Source organism: Mesorhizobium sp. M1399 (assembly GCF_040317735.1).
Lineage (GTDB): Bacteria > Pseudomonadota > Alphaproteobacteria > Rhizobiales > Rhizobiaceae > Mesorhizobium.
In genome coordinates this window covers 213948-234230 of sequence record NZ_JAMYKZ010000001.1, presented here as the reverse complement: position 1 = coordinate 234230, position 20283 = coordinate 213948, and the positions used below count along the sequence as shown (strand labels likewise).

Genomic DNA, 20283 nt, shown 5'->3' with positions numbered 1-20283 from the left:
CAGTGAATTTCACTTTTCATATACGCAACAGCGTTGCTTCCGAAAGAACTTTCGGCTTGACGATCCTATGAATATTTTGTTTGTATATGAATGAAGCTGCTGATCGACCTCGCTACGCGATCGATGCAGGCTCTTTGGGAGGATACCAATGACGAAACTGCTTTGCGGCCTGTCGGCCGGCGTAACGCTACTCGCATTTGGTGCTAGTGCTGCCCTTGCTGCCGAACTGCCCGGCAAATTCGACGGCGTCACCATCGACGCCAAGCTGATCGGCGGCCAGCAATATGAAGGGCTCTACGCGCGGATCGGCGAATGGGAAAAACTGACCGGCGCCAAGGTCAACGTGATCTCGAAGAAGAACCACTTCGAGCTCGACAAGGAGATCAAGTCGGACATCGCCTCCGGCAGCATCAACTGGTGCGTCGGCTCGAACCACTCGTCCTTCGCGCCGCAATATCCTGATATCTACACCGATCTCAACAAGCTGCTGCCGAAGGAGGAGATCGACGCCTTCGTGCCGTCGACGATCAAGGCCTCGACGCTCGAGGGCAAGCTGGTCATGCTGCCGCGCGCGCAATTCGACGTCTCGGCGCTCTATTACCAGAAGAGCCTCTACCAGGACGAAGCCAAGAAGGCCGCCTACAAGGCCAAGTACGGCAAGGAGCTGACACCGCCCGACACCTGGGACGAGGTCGCCCAGCAGGCGGAATTCTTCGCCAGCCCGCCCGATTTCTATGGCACCCAGTTCGCCGGCAAGGAAGAGGCGATCAACGGCCGTTTTTACGAGATGCTGATCGCCGACGGCGGCGAATACCTCGACAAGGATGGCAGGCCCGCTTTCAACTCGGAGGCCGGCGTGCACGCGCTCGACTGGTTCGTCAATCTCTACAAGGCCAAGGCGGTGCCGGCCGGCACCACCAACTATCTGTGGGACGATCTCGGCCAGGGTTTTGCCTCGGGCACCGTCGCCATCAACCTCGATTGGCCTGGCTGGGCAGGCTTCTTCAACGATCCAAAGTCGTCGAAGGTCGCCGGCAATGTCGGCGTGAAAGTGGCGCCGAAGGGATCGGCCGGCATTCGCACCGGCTGGTCGGGGCACCACGGGTTTTCGGTCACCGAAAACTGCGCCAGCAAGGAAGCGGCCGCTTCGCTGGTCTGGTTCCTGACCAATGAGGACAGCCAGAAGCTCGAGGCGGCAAGCGGACCTCTGCCGACCCGCACGGCGGTGTGGGACTGGGACATCCAGCAGGCGGCAAACGATCCTTACAAGAAGGAAGTGCTGGCGGCTTTCCAGGAAGAGGCAAAGCACGCTTTCGCCGTGCCGCAGACACCTGAATGGATCGAAATCTCCAACGCCGTCTATCCCGAATTGCAGGCCGCCATCCTTGGCGACAAGACCTCCAAGCAGGCGCTGGACGACGCTGCCGCCAAGGCCACCCAGATCCTCGAGGACGCCGGCAAGCTTTGACCATTCTCCCAAGGGGGCGCCGCGCTCATTGAAGAGCGGCGCCCCCGAACTTTTTTCGAACCATGCGCAACCCGCTTTGTCTTGATCCCAGCTCGCCGATGGCGGGCTTCGGTGTCCGGGCACCAACCAGAACCGGATCGCCATGAAAGGCTGGAGACCCTCGCCACCATTGCTGCTCCTGCTGCCGGCGGTGATCGTGCTGGCGGCCGTGGTGGTGGTGCCGTTGCTGCTGTCGCTCTACTCCAGCTTCACGCCGTTCCGGCTGACCAGGCCTGAGACGTTCTGGGTCTTCATCGGCGCCCGCAACTACGTCACCATCCTGACCAGCCGCGATTTCTGGATCGCCTTTGCCCGTACTGTGGTGCTGCTGACGGTGGCGCTCAACCTGGAAATGCTGATCGGGCTCGGGCTGGCCCTGCTGGTGGAGAAAGCCTCGCGCGGCCAGCGGCTCCTGCGCACCATCATGATGTTTCCGATGATGTTTTCGCCGATCCTCGTCGGCTTCCAGTTCAAGTTCATGTTCAACGACAATATCGGCCTGGTGAACAACGCCCTGCAGGCGCTCGGCCTGACCGATCGCGCCATCCCGTGGCTGATCGACGGCAATCTCGCCTTCATCGCCATCCTGACCGCCGAGATCTGGTCGTCGACTTCGGTGTTCGCGATCCTCATCCTGGCCGGGCTGCTGGCGATGCCGCGCGAACCGGTCGAGGCGGCCCGCGTCGACGGCTGCACGCCATGGCAGACATTCCGCTATGTCACCTGGCCGTTCATCATGCCGTTTGCCTTCATCGCCATGACCATCCGCTCGCTCGACGTCGCGCGCGCCTACGACATCGTCAAGATCATGACCGACGGCGGCCCTGCCGGCCGCACCGAGCTGGTCTGGACGCTGGTCGCCCGCACCGCCTATGGCGATGCCAAAATGGGCATGGCCAATGCCATGGCCTATTTCTCGATCCTGCTGTCGATCCTGTTCACCGTCTATTTCTACCGCAAGCTCGCCGCGGCGCGCACGCAGATCGCGGCGGAGTGGTGAGGATGGACCAGAACAGCCTGCATCGCGCCGGCAACAAAGCGCTTCGGATCGTCCATGGCATCGGGCTGTTCCTGGCCATGCTGGTCATCTGCCTGCCCGGCATCTGGATCGTGCTGTCGTCGCTGCGGCCGACTGTCGAGATCATGGCCAAGCCGCCGGTGTGGATTCCGCAGCAACTCTCGCTCGATGCCTACGTCGCCATGTTCAGCGGCGTCGGCAAGGGCGGCATTCCGGTGCTCGACTATTTCCGCAATTCGCTGATCATCTCGGTGACCTCGACGCTGATCGCCATCGCCATCGGCATGGCGGGCGGCTATGCCTTTGCGCGCTATCGCTTCCACGCCAAGTCGGCGATGTTTCTCGGCCTGATGCTGACGCGCACGGTGCCCGGCATCGCACTGTCCCTGCCGCTGTTCTTCGTCTTTGCGCGGCTCGGCATCATCGACACGCATTTCGGGCTGATCCTGGTCTATGTCGCGCTCAATGTGCCCTTCACCATCTGGCTGATCGACGGCTTTTTCCGCCAGGTACCGAAAGACCTTGCCGAGGCGGCGCAGATCGACGGCTGCACGCGCTGGCAGGCCTTCTGGCAGGTCGAGTTTCCGCTCGCCGGGCCCGGCATCGCCTCGGCCGGAATCTTTGCCTTCCTCACCTCGTGGAACGAGTTCGCGCTGGCCTCGCAGCTGACACGCTCGATTAACTCCAAGACCCTGCCGGTTGGCCTGCTCGACTATACGGCCGAATTCACCATCGACTGGCGCGGCATGTGCGCGCTCGCCGTGGTCATGGTCATACCGGCGCTCACGCTTACCTTCATCGTCCAGAAACACCTCGTCGGCGGCCTCACTTCCGGCGCGGTGAAAGGCTGACATGGCAACCGTATCGCTCAAGAATCTCACCAAAAGCTACGGCCCGGTGGCGGTGGTGCACGGCATCGATCTCGAGGTCGCCGACCGCGAGTTCATCGCGCTGGTCGGGCCGTCCGGTTGCGGCAAGTCGACAACCCTGCGCATGATCGCCGGCCTCGAGGCGATCAGCGACGGCGTCATCGAGATCGGCGGCCGCATGGTCAACGACCTGCCGCCGCGCTCGCGCAACATCTCGATGGTGTTCCAGTCCTACGCGCTCTATCCGCATATGACGGTGCGCGAAAACCTCGGCTTCTCGCTCAAGATCGCCGGCGCCGCGAAAGAAGAAATGGACCGTCGCGTCGCCGAAGCGTCCGGCATTCTCGGCCTCGACCAGTTGCTCGACCGCCGGCCGTCGCAGCTGTCCGGCGGACAGCGCCAGCGCGTGGCCATGGGCCGCGCCATCGTGCGCGATCCCGATGTCTTCCTGTTCGACGAGCCACTTTCCAATCTCGACGCCAAGCTTCGGACGCAGATGCGCACCGAGATCAAGAAGCTGCACGCCAAGGTCAAGTCGACGGTGATCTACGTCACCCATGACCAGGTCGAAGCGATGACATTGGCGGACCGCATCGTCATCATGCGTGACGGTTTTATCGAGCAGGTCGGCACACCCGACGAGGTGTTCCGCCGGCCGCAGACACGCTTCGTCGCGGGCTTCATCGGCTCGCCACCGATGAACCTGCATGAGGCGGTTGTCGACGACGGACAGCTGCTGTTCGCCAGCGGCGAGAAGCTGCCTCTGCCCAGCCAGTTCAAAGCCAATGTCGAAACCGGCGACAAGGTCGTGTTCGGCCTCAGGCCCGACGACATCTATCCGACCGGACACGGCATCAGCTCCGGCGAAGATGTCGACGTCCACCAGGTCGAGTTGCCGGTGACCGTCACCGAGCCGCTCGGCAATGAGACGCTGGTGTTCGCCGAATTCAACGGCAGCGACTGGGTATCACGGATGCTCAATCCAAAGCCGCTCAAAGCCGGCGACCGGGTCAAGATGAGCCTGGACCTGTCGCAGGCCCATCTGTTTTCTGCTGAAACGGGCAAGACATTGCGAGGTTAAAATCATGGCAAAGATCGAGAAAGTCGAACTGCGCATGGTCGACTTGGTGCCTAAGGTCAAGCGCACCGATGCCATCCAGAGTTTTGTCAGCCAGGAAACACCGATCGTCACCATCACCGATGCCGACGGCGCGGTCGGCTCCGGCTACAGCTACACGATCGGCACCGGCGGCTCGTCGGTGATGCGACTGCTGGCCGACCACCTTGCGCCGCGGCTGATCGGCCGCGACGCCGACATGATCGAGGCGGTCTGGCGCGAGTTGGAGTTCGCCACCCATGCCACGACGATCGGCGCGATCACGGCAATCGCGCTGGCGGCCATCGACACTGCTCTTTGGGACCTGCGGGCGAAGAAACAGAGACTGCCGCTGTGGAAGCTGGCCGGCGGCGCCAAGGACCGCTGCCCGCTCTACACGACCGAAGGCGGCTGGCTGCATATCGAAACCGAGGCGCTGGTCGAGGATGCGCTGGCCGCCAAGGCCAAGGGTTTTCGCGGCTCGAAGGTCAAGATCGGCAAGCCGCACGGTTCCGAGGATCTTACTCGGCTGACGGCGGTGCGCCGGGCGGTTGGAGACTCCTACGAGATCATGACCGACTGCAACCAGGGCTTTTCGGTCGACGAGGCAATCCGCCGGGCCGAACGCTTTCGCGACCTCGACCTCGCCTGGATCGAGGAACCGTTGCCGGCCGACGACATTGACGGCCATGTGCGGCTGTCGAGTGCGACGTCGACGCCGATTGCGGTCGGCGAGTCGCTCTATTCGATCCGGCATTTCCGCGAATATATGCAGAAGGGCGCGTGTTCGATCGTGCAGGTCGATGTCGGCCGCATCGGCGGCATTACGCCGTGGCTGAAGGTCGCGCACGCGGCCGAGGCGTTCGACATCCCCGTCTGCCCGCATTTCCTGATGGAACTGCATGTCAGCCTGACATGCGCCGTTCAGAACGGCAGATATGTCGAGTATATTCCCCAGCTCGACGAGCTGACCGGCAAGAAAATGCGTATCGAGGACGGGCATGCATTGGCGCCGGACGAGCCCGGCATCGGCATCGACTGGGACTGGGATGCGATCAAGGCGAAGAGCATCGCGGAATTCACCACGACGATAGTGAAATAGGAGGCGGACATGCAGCGAATGGGAATGGTGCTCGGCCTCAAGCCGGAGAAGGTCGCTGAGTATGTGCGGCTTCACGCCGCCGTCTGGCCGGACGTCCTCAAGATGATTTCCGCCTGCAACATCAAGAATTATTCGATTTATCTGAGGGAGCCGGAGCACCTTTTGTTCAGCACCTTCGAGTACCACGGCACCGACTATGCCGCCGACATGGCCAAGATGGCCGCCGATCCCACGACGCAGGAATGGTGGGCGCTGTGCATGCCATGCCAGGAGCCGCTGCCGACCCGCAAGGAGGGCGAGTGGTGGGCGTCGATGGACGAAGTCTTCCATTATGACTGATGACATTTTCGATCCTGCCTCGCTCTCCCAGGCCTGGGCACAGCCGTCAAAGCCCAGGCCGATCGTGATTTTCGGCGCCGGCTCGATCGTCGGCGATGCGCATTTCCCGGCCTATGGGAAGGCCGGTTTCCCGGTTGCCGGGCTTTTCGACCCCGACCTGGCCAAGGCCGAAAAACTGGCGCAGAAATGGGGCGTCACCGCTTACCGGTCGGTCGAGGAAGCTGCTGCGATCAAGGACGCCGTCTTCGATCTGGCGACACCGCCGGCCTATCATGCCGGCGTGCTCAGGGCGCTGCCCGATGGTGCGGTGGCACTGATCCAGAAGCCGATGGGCAGCAATCTCACCGAGGCGACCGAGATCCTCGAAATCTGCCGCTCCAAAGATCTCAAAGCGGCAGTGAACTTCCAGCTCCGCTTTGCACCGATGATGCTGGCGCTCAGGGATGCGATCGCCAAGGGCTGGTTGGGCGACGTGGTCGATTTCGACGCATGGCTGGCGCTGGCGACACCCTGGCAGCTCTGGGAATTCCTGTTGCAGGCGCCGCGCGTCGAGATAGCCATGCATTCGATCCATTATCTCGACCTGATCCGGCAATTACTCGGCGACCCCAAGGGGGTTCACGCCAAGACGCTCGGCCACCCCGGCCACAAGGTTGCGCAAACGCGCACCAGCGCGATCCTCGACTATGGCGACACGGTGCGCTGTGCGCTGTCAATCAACCACGATCACAAATTCGGCCGAAAACACCAGGCCTGCGAATTCCGCATCTGCGGCACCGAGGGCGCCGCTTACCTCAAATTAGGCGTCAACCTCGACTATCCGCGCGGCGAGCCGGACATCCTCGAAATCTACCCCAAAGGCGGCAAGGACTGGATTGCGGTTCCACTCGTCGGCGCATGGTTTCCGGACGCCTTTGTCGGCCGCATGGCCAATGTCCAGCGCTACGCATCGGGCGAGGACGCCGAGTTTGTCAGTTCCGTCGAGGACGGCTGGAACACTATGGCGCTGGTCGAAGCCGCCTACCAATCGAGCGCGGCGCCGGCAACACCGATAGCGGCGAGGCCCTGACATGGAGCAGACTGTCTATTTCGAGGACTACCAGATCGGCTCGTCGCGCATGACCAGCGGGCGCACCATCACCGAGACCGACTTCGTCGTCCATGCCGGCCATACCGGCGATTTCTTTCCCCACCACATGGACGCCGAGTTCATGAAGACGACGCCGTTCGGCCAGCGCATCGCCCACGGCACGCTGGTCTTTTCGGTCGGCGTCGGGCTGACGGCGAGCGTCGTCAACCCGGTCGCCTTCTCCTATGGCTACGACCGCCTGCGCTTCATCAAGCCGGTGTTCATCGGCGATACGATCAAGACCCGCGCCACCATCTCGGCCAAGGAAGACGACCCGAAGCGGCCCGATTCAGGCCGGGTCGTCGAGCGCTGCGAGGTGATCAACCAGCATGGCAACGTGGTGCTGGTCGCCGACCACATCTACATCGTCGAGCGTCGCGACAAGCCGAGCAGGGCCTCGACGGACGGCCCCGAAACCTGAAACAAAAAAACCGCCTTGCGGCGGGTCCTCGGTGCGAATCAGCACCATACGCAAATTAGTAGCATAGCTGCCGGCACAAAGCAAGAACAAAATGTGGCGCTGTCCGCAAAAAAATGCCCGTTCCCGCCTTTATCCGCTTGCCGAGATCGCGCTCAAGGCTGCCTGCCCCGGAACGTTAAGGTGGAACTGTCGGCAGGCAGCGGATGGTGCCGGCATCGGAAATTGGTCACACCCGGTTGACCGGATATACCGCCTTGCCGCCGCGCAGGACCGCTGCGACGTCGGCAAACACCTTGTTGCGAACCTCCGCGTAAGATTGCGTCGAGTAGTGCGCCGCGTGTGGACTGACCAGGACGGTGTCCAGCGCCAGCAGCGGATTGTCGGGCGAAGGCGGCTCCTGCTCGAACGTGTCGATGCCCGCGCCTGCCAGATGGCCGCGCCGGATCAGATCCGCCAACGCGACCTCGTCGACGAGGCCGCCGCGGGACACGTTAATGAATATCGCTCCTTCCTTCATCCGCGACAGGGCATCCGCCGACATGATGTTTCTGGTCTCCGGTGTCGCTGGAACGTGCAGCGAGACGATGTCGGCCCTGGCTAGCAGCTCGTCGAAGCCGACCGGTTCGGCACCGCCGGCCGTGATGCGCTCTGCCGGCATATGCGGGTCGTAGGCGATGATATGATAGCCGAAGACCCGCGCCCGCTCGGCAGTCAGGCGCCCGATCTGGCCGAAGCCGATCAGCCCGAGAATCTGCCTGTCCGGCCGCATGATGCCGGCACCGTCGGTCATCGCCGCCCAGCGGCCGGCGCGCACCGCGCTGTCGAACTGCTTCAGCCTGCGCGTCAAGGCCAGGATCAGGGCCATGGCGTGGGTGCTGACTTCCACCAGATTGGCATCCGGCACGTAGGTTACCTGAACACCGGCACGGCTGGCGGCCTCGACATCGATCGAGTCGAGCCCTACGCCGAACCGCCCGATGACCTTGAGGTTCTTCAGTTCGGCCAAAACGCGAGCCGTGATCGGCTCCCGCAATACCATCAATGCGTCGGCGTCGCGGCAGTGTTCGATCAGGGCATCTTCCGTGAGCAGCGTGTTTTCGACAAACTGGGCGTTCAAGCCGTCGAGGTAGCGCAGCTGCTCTTCCTCGACTGACAATACGCCGTCGGTCTTGATGATCTTCATGCCAAACTCTTGCTATGAGGCGTTGCGCGCCGAGACGACACCGGCGGCAAGGCCGGCGCCGAGAAACATCGTGTCGCTGGCCAGCATGTAGAAGCTGATGCCGTGCCGCGACCATTTGCCGATATCATCCGCCGAAGGGCGAAAGATGCCGACGGCCTTGCCGGCCGCGCGCGCTACGGCCGCAATCCTGGTAATCGCGGCATTGAGCTTGTCCTGGCCGGCCGGCCCCATGGCGTCGATCGAGACCGACAGGTCGCCGGGGCCAATGAAGACCACGTCGACGCCGTCGACCTGGACGATGTCGTCGATGTTGGCCAGGCCCTCTGCCGTCTCGACCTGGATGGCGACCGTCAGGACCTCGTTGGCCGATTTGAGGTAGTCCGGAATCCTGTAGCCATAACCGGCGGCGCGGCCCGGGCCGACACCGCGTGCGCCGACCGGCGGGTAACGGCAGGCCATGACCACCATGCGGGCTTGCTCGGCCGTCGAGACGCGGGGTACCAGGACGCCCGACGCGCCGGCGTCGAGCGCGGCCGCCATCCATTCCGGCGTGTGGCCGGGAACGCGCACCATCGCGGGAACCTTGTGGACATCGGCGGCGCGAACCAGATCCTCGAGCCGTTCGCGGCCGATCTGCGAATGCTCCCAGTCGATGCACAGGAAATCGACCCCGCTGGCGGCCGCCACTTCGACCGCCACCGGGTGCGGGATGGCGCAGAACGTGCCGATGAGGCGATCGAGAGAGACACATTTCTTGCGAAAGTCGTACATGAAATCTCCAGAGATTTTTCGGCGTCGGCAAAACCTGTTTGCGCTATGTGGCCCGCGGCAAAGGATGCACGGCTTCCGTCGACATCGGGAAATGCCGGCTGCCGCCTGAAAACGGCGGGAAAGTCTTGTAGTCGGCGCGCATCTCCAGCCGCGCCGGCGACTGCAGGGCGTGCGTCAATGCCGCGGGGCTGTCGAACATGACCCGGTTGCGCTGCATATGGTCGATGCGCGGCCAGGGCAGCGAACCGCACCAATCCAGTCGCGACAGAACCTCGATGTGGCGAATGCCGGGGAAGCCCCGCATCAATTGCGGATGATGCGTCACATAGTGATAGAGCCAGACATTCATGTCCTCGGCCGGCCCGGGATAGTGGACAAGATAGCTGCAGGGGAGTCCCGACGTCTGGACGCCAGCGTCGTCGACGGGAAACGGACGCACGCACATTGCCTGTTGCGTCGGCCTCGAACCGGCGACGCTCGACAGCATACCCGGTGCTGCAAGCGCCTGCAGATGGCCGGACGGCGCCAGCGCCGCCTCCATGTCCGCCAATTCGTCGAAATAAAGCTGGAAGCCAAAGACCGGCGGTGGGCCATCGTTGTTGAACATGTCCGTCGCCACTTCAGGCAGATAGATGTTTGCAAGCGCAAGGCCCGGCGTCGATGCAATCACCCGCCGCACGGCATCAACGTCTTCACCGGTGATGGCCAAATTTGCCTCGCGGTCATCATGGAAGAAAGCAAGATAGGCAAAGCGCATTTGGACACCTGCTGGATCGAGTTCGACTAGATCAAATTCGGAAGAAAGAGAGCGATCTGCGGAAAGAGGACAATCAGCAGGATCAGCAAAAGCGTCAGCGCGATGTAGGGTGCCGCTGACATGGCAACCGTCGTGAGCGATGTGCCTTTCGGCGCAACACCGATCATGATGAACAGCAGCAGACCAAACGGCGGCGTGGTGAAGCCGACCTCGTAGGCGAGCAGCAGGATCAGCCCGAACCATACCGGCTCGTAGCCGAATTGGTGGGCGATCGGCAGGAAGATCGGCAGCGTGATCAGCATCATCGAGACCTGATCCATGAACATGCCGAGCAGCAGGATGACGAGCACCATCATGAGCAGCATGGGATACGGTCCAAGATCATAGCCGACGATGAACTGGATAAAGCCGTTCGAGGCGCCGGAGAAGGCGAATATCTGCGAAAACGTCGTCGAAGCCGAGATGATCAGGAAGGTCATGCCGGTGACCTTCATCGCATCGTCCAGCGACTTCCAGACAACCGACCAGCTGAACCGCCGGTAGACAAACAACAATGCGAACACGGCGGCACAGCCGAGCCCCGCCGATTCCGTCGGCGTCGCTATTCCAAGGATGATCGTGCCAACCACCATGAACACGATGACGCTCATCGGAATGATGTTGACGGCAACCGCCCTCACCTTCTCGGCCGCAGGAACGGCGGGCACCGGATAGTGCGGAGAGGCGTCCGGATCGATCTTCGTCTGTGCGAAGATCAGCGCCGCGTACATGACAACGAGGAGCAGCCCGGGCAAAGCCCCCGCTATGAGCAGCGCGCCTACGTCGATCTGGGCCAGCGAGCCGAGCAAGACGGCCAGCGAGGATGGCGGGATGATGACGGCAAGGCTTCCGGCGCCAAGCACCGGGCCGTAGGCCATATGCGGCTTGTAGCCCCGCTTCAGCATCTCCGGCACCATCAGCGAACCCATCATGCCGGTATTGGCGAGGCTCGAGCCCGACAGCGCGGAAAAGATGGTGCCGGCGGCGAGAACGACATAAGCGAGGCGTCCGCGCAGATTGCCGATGCACAGGTCGAGCGCGTAGATGACCTTCTCGCCGAGGCCGGAGCGGAAGAACAGGCTGCCCATGACAAGAAACATCGGCAGCGGAGCGAGCGCATAGGTCGAGACGGCGTCGGAGAAGTTGGCGACCATCTGCGTCACGCCGATCGAACCGCCGAAGAACAGGTACAGCCCGATCACATTGGTGACGAAGAAAGCGAAGGCGACCGGCAGCCCAAGCCCCATCAACACGAGGATGGTGCCAACAAGCACGGCGAATGGAAACAGCCAGGCCACCGGTCAGAGCCCTTCCATTTCCAGCGGATCGAGCGTGTACAGCGTGTCACGGCCGAGGAGATATCTGAGCCATTCCAGCGCAGAGAGGTAGAAGGCGAGCATGATGGGCAGAAAGACCAGCCATTTCGGCATGTCGAAACTGCGCGTTTCATATTCGCCGCCCGCCACGGCGCTTGTCAGGGAAAACAAGGCGACGCTGCCAAGGTAGAGGCTGACGCCGATGCAGGCGAGATAGACCAGTTTTTCAAGCACCGCCCGAGCCCGCATCGGCAGCGCCTTGCGCAGGAACTCGACGAAGACATGGCCCTTGCTGTGGACCAGCCAGGGCATCGGCAGAAATGCCGCGTAAAGCAGGCCGTATTCCGTCGCCGATACTGCCCAGGCAAGCGGCCTCAGGCCCAGATTGCGGACGCATACATCAGCAACCACCGCGACGATGATGAGGCCAAGCACCACTTTTGCCGTCGCCGCCAACGCAAGGCTCAGCTTCGCAATCGCTGCAAACAATCTGTCCATGTCCGACGACCCTCATGTCCACCGTTGCCCCGCTTTTGCCCAGCTTTGATGGAGGGCTTACAAGGCAGCCTCCGCTCGGCTACTGGAAGAATTTCTTCAACTGATCGATGTTGGTGGGATCGCGTTTGGCCATTCTCGCCCAGCTCGCCTGCGTGGCAGCCGCCAGGAATTTGTCGCGGCCGGCACCGGTCAAGCTGATCACCTTCTGCCCGCCGTCGATCATCGCCTGTGCCTGCTTTTCCGACTCGGCAAGATTGGCGTCATAGCTCGCGCGCTCGTATTCGACGGCCGTGTCGGCAAGCAGCTTCTGCGCCTCGGGCGACAGCGTGTCCCATTTCGCCTTGTTGATCGAGATCAGCACGTCGGTTTTGAAGAATTGCGGGTCGACACGGTATTTGGTGAACTTGTCCCAGCCGAACGACGCATAGCCAAACACGGTATAGGCGTTGGCATTGACGACGCCGCGCTCGAGCGAGGTGTAGACGTCCCCTGGCGCTTGCACGATCACCGTTGCGCCCAGGGATTCAAGGAAATCGCGATAGAGCGGCGACGAGCGGATCTTCAGGCTGCTCCAGTCGATGCTGCCTTCGCTGTTGAGCTTGGGTTCGTCGATGGTGAAGACGTTGAAGCCCGAGCCCGCGTCGACATGCGCCAGCAGATGGGCATTGGCCTTCTTCTCGAAAATTCCGCTGATGAACTCCCAGCCGCCATTGCCGCGAACTTCCCACGGCGTCTTCGTCGATGCGGAGAACACCTCGCCTTCGGGCACGAGCTCGAGGAACTGCCCTGCCGGCGTGTCGATCACGTCGATCAGGCCGCTCCTGAGCGCCGCGCCCTGCTGGATCGGCGGAATGACCTCCGGCCCGCCACGGACGTTGATCTGGACCACGCCCTTTCCCTTTTCGTTCACCTTCTGAACGAACTTCAGGAAGCTCTGGGCGTAGCCGTTCTGCGTCGGCGTGAAATGCACGGCGTTGAGGACGACCTCCTCGGCCGCGGCGATACCCACCACACCCGACAGGAGTGCAGCCAGAACAAGGGATTTCCAAATGCGCATTGCCGTGTTCCCTTTGATAGTTCGCCCATGATCGGGCCGATCTGAAAATTACAATCGCTGCGCCGCCACGCGAACGGCGGTTAACTGGCATCATCTCCTACTGTCAGGAACCGTCCATGTGCGTAGAAGACCGGCGATCGGTCAGCGCGGTCCAGCGCGACGCCTGAGACGATGCCGATGACGATCATGTGCGACGCCCGCACAATGATTTCGGCCACCCGGCATTCGAACATTGCCCGCGCGCCGACAAGCAAGGGCGCGCCGGTTTCGCCACGCACCCATGATCCGGACGAGAACCGCGCGGCGCCCTTGGCTTTGGTCAAGCCGCCAAAGGCACGCACAACGTTCTCCTGGTCGCCGGCGGGAAGATTGACCGAAAAAGGCAAACCTTCGCGAATGGCCGAGGCAAAGGTGCTGCCGCGGTTGACGCAGGCCAGCAGCGACGGCGGCTCGGCACTGAACGAGCAGAGTGCCGTAGCCGTGATGCCGCAAAAACCGATCTCGTCATGTTCCGAGGCGAGGATGGCGACCGAGCCCGCCACGGCCCGCATCGCCTGCTTGAATGCGCGCGGATTAACGGCGTCGTGCCCATCCACCCACGGCGTCGGAATGGCGGCCGCCGGCATCAATTTACTCGAAGCCCGGCCTGGCGCATCAGCGGCAGCACGCGGTCGCAGAAGAAGGGCAGTTCGTAGGTGTAGTTGACGAATGTGAGGGCGGCGCCGGAATAACCCTGGTCCATGATCGCGGTGAGGTCGTCGACGATCTTTTCCGGCGTGCCGATGAGCGGGAAGGTTCCGGCACCGCCGGCAAACCTTTGCCGATATTCGGTGAAGGCCTTCGCATCGTGCGAGTTCGCGAATTCCTTCTTCTTGCGCATATGCTCGTCGACGGCACCCTCGTCCGCGCATTCCAGCGCGTAGTGCCGGTAATAATCCTCGGCTTCCTGCTGGGTTTCCCGGCAGACGACGTGACAAACCGTATAGACGCCGACTTCGCGTCCGACTTCGGCAGCTCGGTTGGTGATGTCGACCACATGCGCACGGCCGTCGGCGATTTCGGAAAAAGTCGAAAACAGATAGTCGCAGTGGCGCGCCGCATAGTTGCGCCCCGGCGCGCCGAAGGCGGCGTTCATGGTCACCGGTCGCGGCGCCTGCAGGCTTGGCGGGCGGCTGACGACCCCCTTCAGATCGTAGAACTCGCCGCTGAAGTCGAACGGCTCCCTCGATTGATAGGCACGCACGATGATGTTGATCCATTCCTCGGCCTGATCGTAGGTCCGCTCGCCGACCGTCTGCCCGAACATGGCGAACTCGTCCGGGTTCCAGCCGCACACAATGTTCAAGCCGGCACGCCCGTTGGAGATGTGGTCGACCGTCGCCAGCGCTTTTGCAGCCTGCAGCGGATGAACAAGCGGCACATGCACCGTCATGAACAGGCCGATGTTTTCGGTGGCGACAGCAAGACCCGCCGCCCAGGTGAAAGTCTCGAACGACCATTCCCGCACATGCGTCAAACCGCCGAATCCGCGCCAGCGGGCGATCGGCAGCAGAAACTCGAGGCCGGCGCGATCGGCGATGCAGGCGGAATTGAGGTTGTCTTCCCAGCGGGCACGCCAGCGCTCGGGGACGGTGGTCATTGCCAGGCCGCCATCGGCGTTCATGGAAAAGACGCCGAGCTTGAACCTGTTCGGCCCTTTCAGCGGGTGCTGTTTCCTGATCATGATTTCCCCCGCCGTGACATGCTCTTGCCCTCGCCGTCGGAGTTTTGAAACGGTGGGCTCAGCTTCATGAAACGCTCCTCGGCGTTCTGAATGAAGTGGGTCATGCGGTCGTAAGCGGCGACGGCGTCGCGCTTGACGAATGCCTCGTAGATGGCGCGCATGCCGGCCACGATAACGGCCTGCGTCGGCTGGTGCGACAGCGTCCTTAAACGGACGACGAGTACATGGTCGGCGAAGCGGGCAATCGTTTGTGAAAGACGCTCGTTCGCGACCGCGCCAAGCCAACAATTCCTGAATGCCGAATTGGCCTGGAAAAAGCGGTCGGCATCGCCATCTGCGGCCGCAGCCTCTGCCTCCCGGAGCGCGGCTGCCAAGGTCTTGAGGCCAGCGGCGTCAAGTGTCCGTGCGGCGTGCGCGGCGGCCCGCGGCTCGAGCAACCGGCGGACCTCGAAGATGTCGGCGACATCCGTTGCGGTAAGCGTGGGCAGCGTGAAGCCGCGTGTGGTGCCGACGAGATAGCCCTCATGCACCAACTGCATCAAGGCGTCGCGGACAGGCATTCTGGAAATGCCGAGCCGGGCGGCAATATCGACATCCACCAGCTTCTGGCCAGGCGCCAATTCGCCATGCTGTATCGTCAGCCGGACTTGTTGATAGACCTGGGCACGCAGATTGCCATCGCCAACCCGTTTGAGCTCTATCGTTTCCGTCATCCACGCCTTCCCATGCGAAGATTTCGTATATCGTTTGAGGCTGTGATCTCGCAGTCGTGCCGTTGAAATGCAGCCATGTATCGGCAGAAATCGACCTGCCAGCCCTGTTCCCGGCTCAAGTGGAGCACAGGCTGGATCACCTGGCAAGATATTTCAAGTCTATAATGTATACTGTTTGAGCTCGCTGTCCGGAGGGCAGAGGATCGCGCCGTCTGTGCTGCCGCGCCGCGCGACGGCGGGGACAGCTAACGATCCGCGCGGTTCGGTAAAAAACGTACAGACGTTTTTCCGTGACACATCGAAGTTGGCGGATTTAACTAAAATTACTTGCGATCTGCGCGCGCCGGCACGCCCACCCCCGATCCCCTCGCCGGTGCGCATCACTGGATCGCCCGCCGTATCGAAAGGTGCGGCGGGCTTTTCGTTTCGTTTGGCGGGGAGGCGCTTATGCGAGACTTGCCCAGGAATATCGACGCCGACGTCGTGATCGAAATCAGCAAGTTGCTCGACGACCGGGCGAAGTCCGTGCCGGTGCCGGTGCACAAGCTGGCGGCGATGATCCGGCTGGGCGTCGAAACCCTTCTGACCGATCACTCCATCGAGGAGCTGATCGTGGAAATGGCCGCGACGCGGGGGCTTCCGATGCTGTTCGATTTGCCGGTGGTCAATGTCGACAACGTCGTGCCGATTGCCTTGGCGCGCCGTCCCCGCTGACATTTCGCTCGAGCCCCATCGGTAGTCGCGTCGCCGCCCGACTTCACTTGTCCTGATGCGCCGGCCGAGTGTCGCCTTTCTTTTCGGGGTCATGGGTATGGTGGCTGTCGCGTTCGCCGCCGCCGCCGGAGACCTTGCTGTGGCTGCGCAGGTCTGAATCGGCCGGCGGCTTTTCGACGCTCAGCGGCTTCTTGGCGTTTTCGTGCGCGGCGCCGGGACCGCCCTGGCGGATGCTGGCAGGAGTTTTCTTCGACGTGGACATGGCCTAGCGATCCTGGACGTTGCCTTGATGAGTGGTGTTGACCTTCGTATTGCCTTGCTGACCCTGCTTGTCGGGATCGGGGACGGTGGATTGCGGTGCCTGGTCGGCTGCTACCGATTTTTTGTCACCGGCGCCCTTTGGGCTCAGATTCTTCGGCGGCACAGGGGGAGGTTTCGTGCTCATGGCGTTTCTCCTTCCGCCACCCAAACAAGCGGCTCGGGAGAAAGGTTCCCGAGGGTCCGATACGAACGGCGATTGCCGCAACGAGCCGGGTCCACAGGCCGTGGCTTGGGGCCGGCGGGGTGCCCGCACAATCCAGGATTATTTCTTGATGATGTTTCCGTTGTTCAGATCGAAGGCCTGGGCACCGAACGCCTGCCTGAAGAAGTCCTCCTGCAGATCGCCCCATTCGCCGAGATAGGCGCCGCAATTGCTGCAATAGATCGGTGTGGAATCCTTCGGGTTGTCGGGAATCTCCATCAGGATCGTCCCGCACGCCTTGCAATCGAGCTTGTCATCCAAACGGCGGCCCATTGACACATGATCGCGCGTTTTCAGCCGCGCGCCAATTGTCGTTTTCGTACGAAGCCCGAATGGCGCGTTTTCCAACCAGCAAGGGGATCGAAAGCTAGCGTTCCGCCGGATTTCCGAAGGCCGGATCTCGCCGCCTCGAATACATCCCCACCCGCGGCAAATCGTCTGGAAAGTCGACCCAGGGTAACCTCATGTCCCAGTATGCGTGGGCCTGTGGCGGAAACCGTTCGGGGTGATCGAGAAAGCCGATCGCCAGATAGAGTTCGTCGGGCAGGCCCTGGTCGACATAGCCGATCGATGTTCCGCAATCCGCGCAGAAGGACCGGAGCACACCGGGGGTTTTCGAAAAGGTCTTCGGTATGCCGGTGAGCAAGGTGAATTCAGAAGGCCGATAACCGACCCACACCGTTAGCGGGCTTCCTATCGCCTTGCGACAGTCGTCGTCGTGATCGGAGCAAACCCAGAACGGCTCGCCGCGCATTTGCGCCGTTATGGCGCCGCAAAAACAGGAACCCGTTTCAGTTCGTGGCATTGGCTAACTTCATGGCTGGACTCGCCTTCATTGCTGGCCTGGCATTTCGGTATTTTCCTTGGGGTTCTTCTTGATGCCGGCGGCAGGCGAGGTATCGGCCGGAGCATTGCCACCCTGGTTCTGTTCAGGCGCTCTTTTGAGCGGCGAAGTCTGCCAGCCCATATCGCCGTACAAAAAGCCTATGAGAAAGCCGACGATGATGATGGCCGAAATCACCATCGCAATTAACGCGTTACGTCGCTCCATTTCGCACGGCCCCTTTCTGCGAGCCGAACAAACGATGGCGGAAATGGTTCCGGTGAGACGGACGGCGTGACGGCACGGAGCCGGCCGGGAACATTCAGCCTCACGGCGGGTTCGTATGAGTGCTCTTCTGCAGGGAGTGGCTTGCATGAAACCCGCCGTAACCGATCGCATCGAAACCAAGAAATACGACCACCCGACAGGCGGCTGGGGATCGCTCAAATCCCTGGTCCGCAAGGCGCGAGGCGAAGGCCTGCTATTGTCCGGGATATGGAGCACGCTGCTCAAGCAGAACAAGGCCGACGGCTATATGTGCGTGTCTTGCTCATGGGCAAAGCCAGCCCAGCCGAGGCCTTTCGAATTCTGTGAAAACGGTGCCAAGGCGACGATGTGGGACCAGACCAAGCTGCGCTGCGAACCCGCATTCTTCGCCGAGCATTCGGTGGCGGAATTGCTCGATTGGCCGGACCACGATCTGGAGAAGCAGGGCAGGCTTACGGAGCCCATGCGCTACAATGCCGCCGTCGACCACTACGAGCCGGTCTCCTGGGACGACGCGTTCCACGACATAGCTGCCGAATTGCGACGGCTCGATCCAAAATCGGTGGTGTTCTACACGTCGGGCCGTGCCTCGCTCGAGGCCTCGTTCATATACCAGCTTTTTGCGCGGATCTACGGGTCTTCGAACCTGCCCGATTCGTCCAACATGTGTCATGAATCGACCTCGGTCGGCTTGCCGGAATCGATCGGCTCGCCGGTCGGGACCGTGCAGCTCGAAGACTTTGCGAAATGCGACATGATGTTCTTCTTCGGGCACAACACCGGGGTGACGGCGCCGCGCCTGTTGCATCCGCTGCAAGAGGCACGTCAACGCAACGTGCCCGTCTTCACTTTCAATCCCTTGCCCGAGCGGGGACTGAAGCGCTTCAAGAATCCGCAAAACCCCATCGACATGCTGTCGCCCGGACCGGGCACCAAAATGTCCAGCGACTTCTTCCAGGTCCGTTCGGGCGGCGACATCGCCGCGATAACGGGCATCGCCAAAGCGTTGCTGGCGCTCGACGATGCCGCCCGCGAAAGCGGCAGGACGCGTGCCCTCGATACGGCTTTCATCGCCGAGCACACGCATGGCTTCGCCGAGTTCGAAGCCTTCCTGCGCAACACCCAGTGGAGCGATATCGTCGCACGATCGGGCATTGCGCAGGCCGATCTGGAGCATGTCGCCGAGGTCTACAGCCATGCCAACGCGGTGATCGGCAATTACGGCATGGGCCTGACCCAGCATCGGCACGGCACCGAGAACGTCCAGATGCTGTGCAACCTTTTGATGATGCGCGGCAATATCGGAAAACCCGGCGCCGGTATTTCGCCGCTGCGCGGCCATTCCAATGTCCAGGGACAGCGCACCGTCGGCATATCGGAAAAACCCGAGCTCGTCCCGCTCGACAAGTTCGCCGAATTCTACGCCTTTGAACCGCCGCGTGAGAAAGGTCTCGATACGGTCGAGACCTGCGAGGGCGTCATCGACGGATCGGTCAAGGGCTTCGTCGGGCTCGGCGGCAATTTCGTGCGGGCCGTGCCGGAAACCGGCCTGGTCGAGAAAGCCTGGCGTGGGCTCGACCTGCATGTCGAGATCGCGACCAAGCTCAACCGCAGCCATCTGATCGCCGGCCGGACAACCTATCTGCTGCCTTGCCTGTCACGGCTGGAAAGAGATCATCAGGCGAGCGGCGACCAAAGGGTGTCGATAGAGGATTCCACCGCCTGTATCCATGGCTCGTTCGGATCGCGACCTCCGGCTTCGCCGCATCTGCTTTCCGAGCCCCGGATCGTCGCCGAACTTGCCAAGGCGACGGTGCCGGGCAGGAGTTCGATCCCACGGGATGAGTGGGTTGGCGACTATTCCCGCATCCGTGACGAGATCGAGCGCTGCTACCCCCAACATTTCCGCGACTTCAACAAGCGCTTTCTGACGCCCGGCGGGTTCCATCGCGACATCAAGGCGAGCAAGCGGGTGTGGGAGACGCCGAACAAGAAGGCCAATTTCAAGCTGCCAAGTGGCCTTGAAACCGATCCTGACATCGATGTCGCCGGCCGCGATGTGCTGACACTGATCACGGTGCGCTCCAACGATCAGTTCAACACGACCGTCTACGGCTACAACGACCGGCTGCGCGGCATCAGCGGCACACGCATGGTGCTGTTGATGAACGAAAAGGACATCCAGCGCCTCGGCTTGAGCGCGGGACAGGAGGTCGATCTCGAAGCCAATGCGCAGGATGGCGCGGAGCGCCGCGTGCGCGGGCTGCGCATCACGCCTTTCTCAGTGCCGGAGGGAAATTGCGCCGGTTATTATCCCGAGCTCAACCCACTGATTCCTCTCTGGCACAGAGCCGAGAAGGCTCATGTCCCGGCCGCCAAATCGGTACCGGTGCGGATCTTGCCATAGGCGTTCGTGTT

General features: G+C 62.0%; 24 protein-coding genes. 10 read left to right on the top strand and 14 right to left on the bottom strand.

Features of this window, described 5'->3' with window-relative positions; genetic code table 11:
* Positions 1-148: 148 nt before the first annotated feature.
* The 8 genes from NKH05_RS01165 to NKH05_RS01130 all read left to right on the top strand — a co-directional run bounded on the left by NKH05_RS01165 (position 149) and on the right by NKH05_RS01130 (position 7481).
* Positions 149-1468, top strand: coding sequence for an ABC transporter substrate-binding protein (locus tag NKH05_RS01165; RefSeq protein WP_353024904.1), 1320 nt, complete (start codon positions 149-151; stop codon positions 1466-1468).
* 142 nt (positions 1469-1610) lie between these two features.
* Entirely contained in the window at positions 1611-2507 is an 897-nt protein-coding gene (locus tag NKH05_RS01160; protein ID WP_352856137.1) for a carbohydrate ABC transporter permease, read from the top strand.
* Between the two features lie 2 nt (positions 2508-2509).
* Positions 2510-3376 (top strand): carbohydrate ABC transporter permease, encoded by an 867-nt coding sequence (locus NKH05_RS01155; protein WP_023716656.1) that lies wholly within the window; start codon positions 2510-2512, stop codon positions 3374-3376.
* A gap of 1 nt (position 3377) precedes the next feature.
* Positions 3378-4475, top strand: coding sequence for an ABC transporter ATP-binding protein (locus tag NKH05_RS01150; protein WP_023716655.1), 1098 nt, complete (start codon positions 3378-3380; stop codon positions 4473-4475).
* 4 nt (positions 4476-4479) lie between these two features.
* Positions 4480-5592, top strand: coding sequence for a mandelate racemase/muconate lactonizing enzyme family protein (locus NKH05_RS01145; protein WP_352814462.1), 1113 nt, complete (start codon positions 4480-4482; stop codon positions 5590-5592).
* A 9-nt stretch (positions 5593-5601) separates the two neighbouring features.
* Positions 5602-5931, top strand: a complete 330-nt coding sequence (locus NKH05_RS01140) for an L-rhamnose mutarotase (protein ID WP_023676093.1) — start codon at positions 5602-5604, stop codon at positions 5929-5931.
* Positions 5924-7000 (top strand): Gfo/Idh/MocA family protein, encoded by a 1077-nt coding sequence (locus NKH05_RS01135; protein ID WP_353024902.1) that lies wholly within the window; start codon positions 5924-5926, stop codon positions 6998-7000. The genes NKH05_RS01140 and NKH05_RS01135 overlap by 8 nt, the downstream gene beginning before the upstream one ends.
* Before the next feature lies 1 nt (position 7001).
* Positions 7002-7481: a MaoC/PaaZ C-terminal domain-containing protein gene (locus tag NKH05_RS01130; RefSeq protein WP_023716652.1), complete on the top strand. Its 480-nt coding sequence runs from the start codon at positions 7002-7004 to the stop codon at positions 7479-7481.
* 226 nt (positions 7482-7707) lie between these two features.
* Here the strand turns inward: NKH05_RS01130 and NKH05_RS01125 are convergent, their stop codons facing one another.
* The 9 genes from NKH05_RS01125 to NKH05_RS01085 all read right to left on the bottom strand — a co-directional run bounded on the left by NKH05_RS01125 (position 7708) and on the right by NKH05_RS01085 (position 15538).
* The gene (locus tag NKH05_RS01125) at positions 7708-8664 is read right to left on the bottom strand and encodes a C-terminal binding protein (protein ID WP_352856139.1); all 957 of its coding nucleotides are present in this window, start codon (positions 8662-8664) and stop codon (positions 7708-7710) included.
* Between the two features lie 12 nt (positions 8665-8676).
* The gene (locus tag NKH05_RS01120; RefSeq protein WP_353024900.1) at positions 8677-9435 is read right to left on the bottom strand and encodes an HpcH/HpaI aldolase family protein; all 759 of its coding nucleotides are present in this window, start codon (positions 9433-9435) and stop codon (positions 8677-8679) included.
* A gap of 43 nt (positions 9436-9478) precedes the next feature.
* Positions 9479-10192, bottom strand: coding sequence for a hypothetical protein (locus NKH05_RS01115; protein ID WP_353024898.1), 714 nt, complete (start codon positions 10190-10192; stop codon positions 9479-9481).
* A gap of 26 nt (positions 10193-10218) precedes the next feature.
* Complete coding sequence (locus NKH05_RS01110; RefSeq protein WP_353024896.1) at positions 10219-11529, bottom strand: TRAP transporter large permease; 1311 nt, start codon at positions 11527-11529, stop codon at positions 10219-10221.
* 3 nt (positions 11530-11532) lie between these two features.
* Positions 11533-12045, bottom strand: a complete 513-nt coding sequence (locus NKH05_RS01105) for a TRAP transporter small permease (RefSeq protein ID WP_023716647.1) — start codon at positions 12043-12045, stop codon at positions 11533-11535.
* A gap of 79 nt (positions 12046-12124) precedes the next feature.
* Positions 12125-13102, bottom strand: a complete 978-nt coding sequence (gene dctP / locus NKH05_RS01100) for a TRAP transporter substrate-binding protein DctP (protein WP_352963487.1) — start codon at positions 13100-13102, stop codon at positions 12125-12127.
* Between the two features lie 80 nt (positions 13103-13182).
* Positions 13183-13728 (bottom strand): flavin reductase family protein, encoded by a 546-nt coding sequence (locus tag NKH05_RS01095; RefSeq protein WP_352963484.1) that lies wholly within the window; start codon positions 13726-13728, stop codon positions 13183-13185.
* Positions 13728-14822, bottom strand: a complete 1095-nt coding sequence (locus NKH05_RS01090) for an LLM class flavin-dependent oxidoreductase (RefSeq protein WP_023716644.1) — start codon at positions 14820-14822, stop codon at positions 13728-13730. The genes NKH05_RS01095 and NKH05_RS01090 overlap by 1 nt, the downstream gene beginning before the upstream one ends.
* A complete protein-coding gene (locus tag NKH05_RS01085) occupies positions 14822-15538 on the bottom strand; it encodes a GntR family transcriptional regulator (protein ID WP_352895232.1) in 717 nt (238 codons plus the stop codon). Before NKH05_RS01085 ends, NKH05_RS01090 begins: the two co-directional genes overlap by 1 nt.
* A 327-nt stretch (positions 15539-15865) precedes the next feature.
* On the opposite strand from NKH05_RS01085, the gene NKH05_RS01080 reads away from it, so the two are divergent.
* Complete coding sequence (locus NKH05_RS01080; RefSeq protein ID WP_352895231.1) at positions 15866-16252, top strand: hypothetical protein; 387 nt, start codon at positions 15866-15868, stop codon at positions 16250-16252.
* Between the two features lie 43 nt (positions 16253-16295).
* Here the strand turns inward: NKH05_RS01080 and NKH05_RS01075 are convergent, their stop codons facing one another.
* The 5 genes from NKH05_RS01075 to NKH05_RS01055 all read right to left on the bottom strand — a co-directional run bounded on the left by NKH05_RS01075 (position 16296) and on the right by NKH05_RS01055 (position 17826).
* Positions 16296-16514, bottom strand: coding sequence for a hypothetical protein (locus tag NKH05_RS01075; protein ID WP_352482793.1), 219 nt, complete (start codon positions 16512-16514; stop codon positions 16296-16298).
* A gap of 3 nt (positions 16515-16517) precedes the next feature.
* Positions 16518-16697 (bottom strand): hypothetical protein, encoded by a 180-nt coding sequence (locus NKH05_RS01070; RefSeq protein ID WP_031193315.1) that lies wholly within the window; start codon positions 16695-16697, stop codon positions 16518-16520.
* A gap of 138 nt (positions 16698-16835) precedes the next feature.
* Positions 16836-16994 carry a hypothetical protein gene (locus NKH05_RS01065; protein ID WP_023716639.1) on the bottom strand — a complete coding sequence of 53 codons (159 nt, stop codon included), beginning with the start codon at positions 16992-16994 and terminating at the stop codon, positions 16836-16838.
* A 148-nt stretch (positions 16995-17142) separates the two neighbouring features.
* Complete coding sequence (locus NKH05_RS01060; RefSeq protein ID WP_353024893.1) at positions 17143-17580, bottom strand: GFA family protein; 438 nt, start codon at positions 17578-17580, stop codon at positions 17143-17145.
* Between the two features lie 27 nt (positions 17581-17607).
* Entirely contained in the window at positions 17608-17826 is a 219-nt protein-coding gene (locus tag NKH05_RS01055; RefSeq protein ID WP_254818791.1) for a hypothetical protein, read from the bottom strand.
* 145 nt (positions 17827-17971) lie between these two features.
* Between NKH05_RS01055 and NKH05_RS01050 the strand changes: the two genes are divergently transcribed.
* Positions 17972-20272, top strand: a complete 2301-nt coding sequence (locus NKH05_RS01050) for an FdhF/YdeP family oxidoreductase (RefSeq protein WP_353024892.1) — start codon at positions 17972-17974, stop codon at positions 20270-20272.
* Positions 20273-20283: the final 11 nt, after the last annotated feature.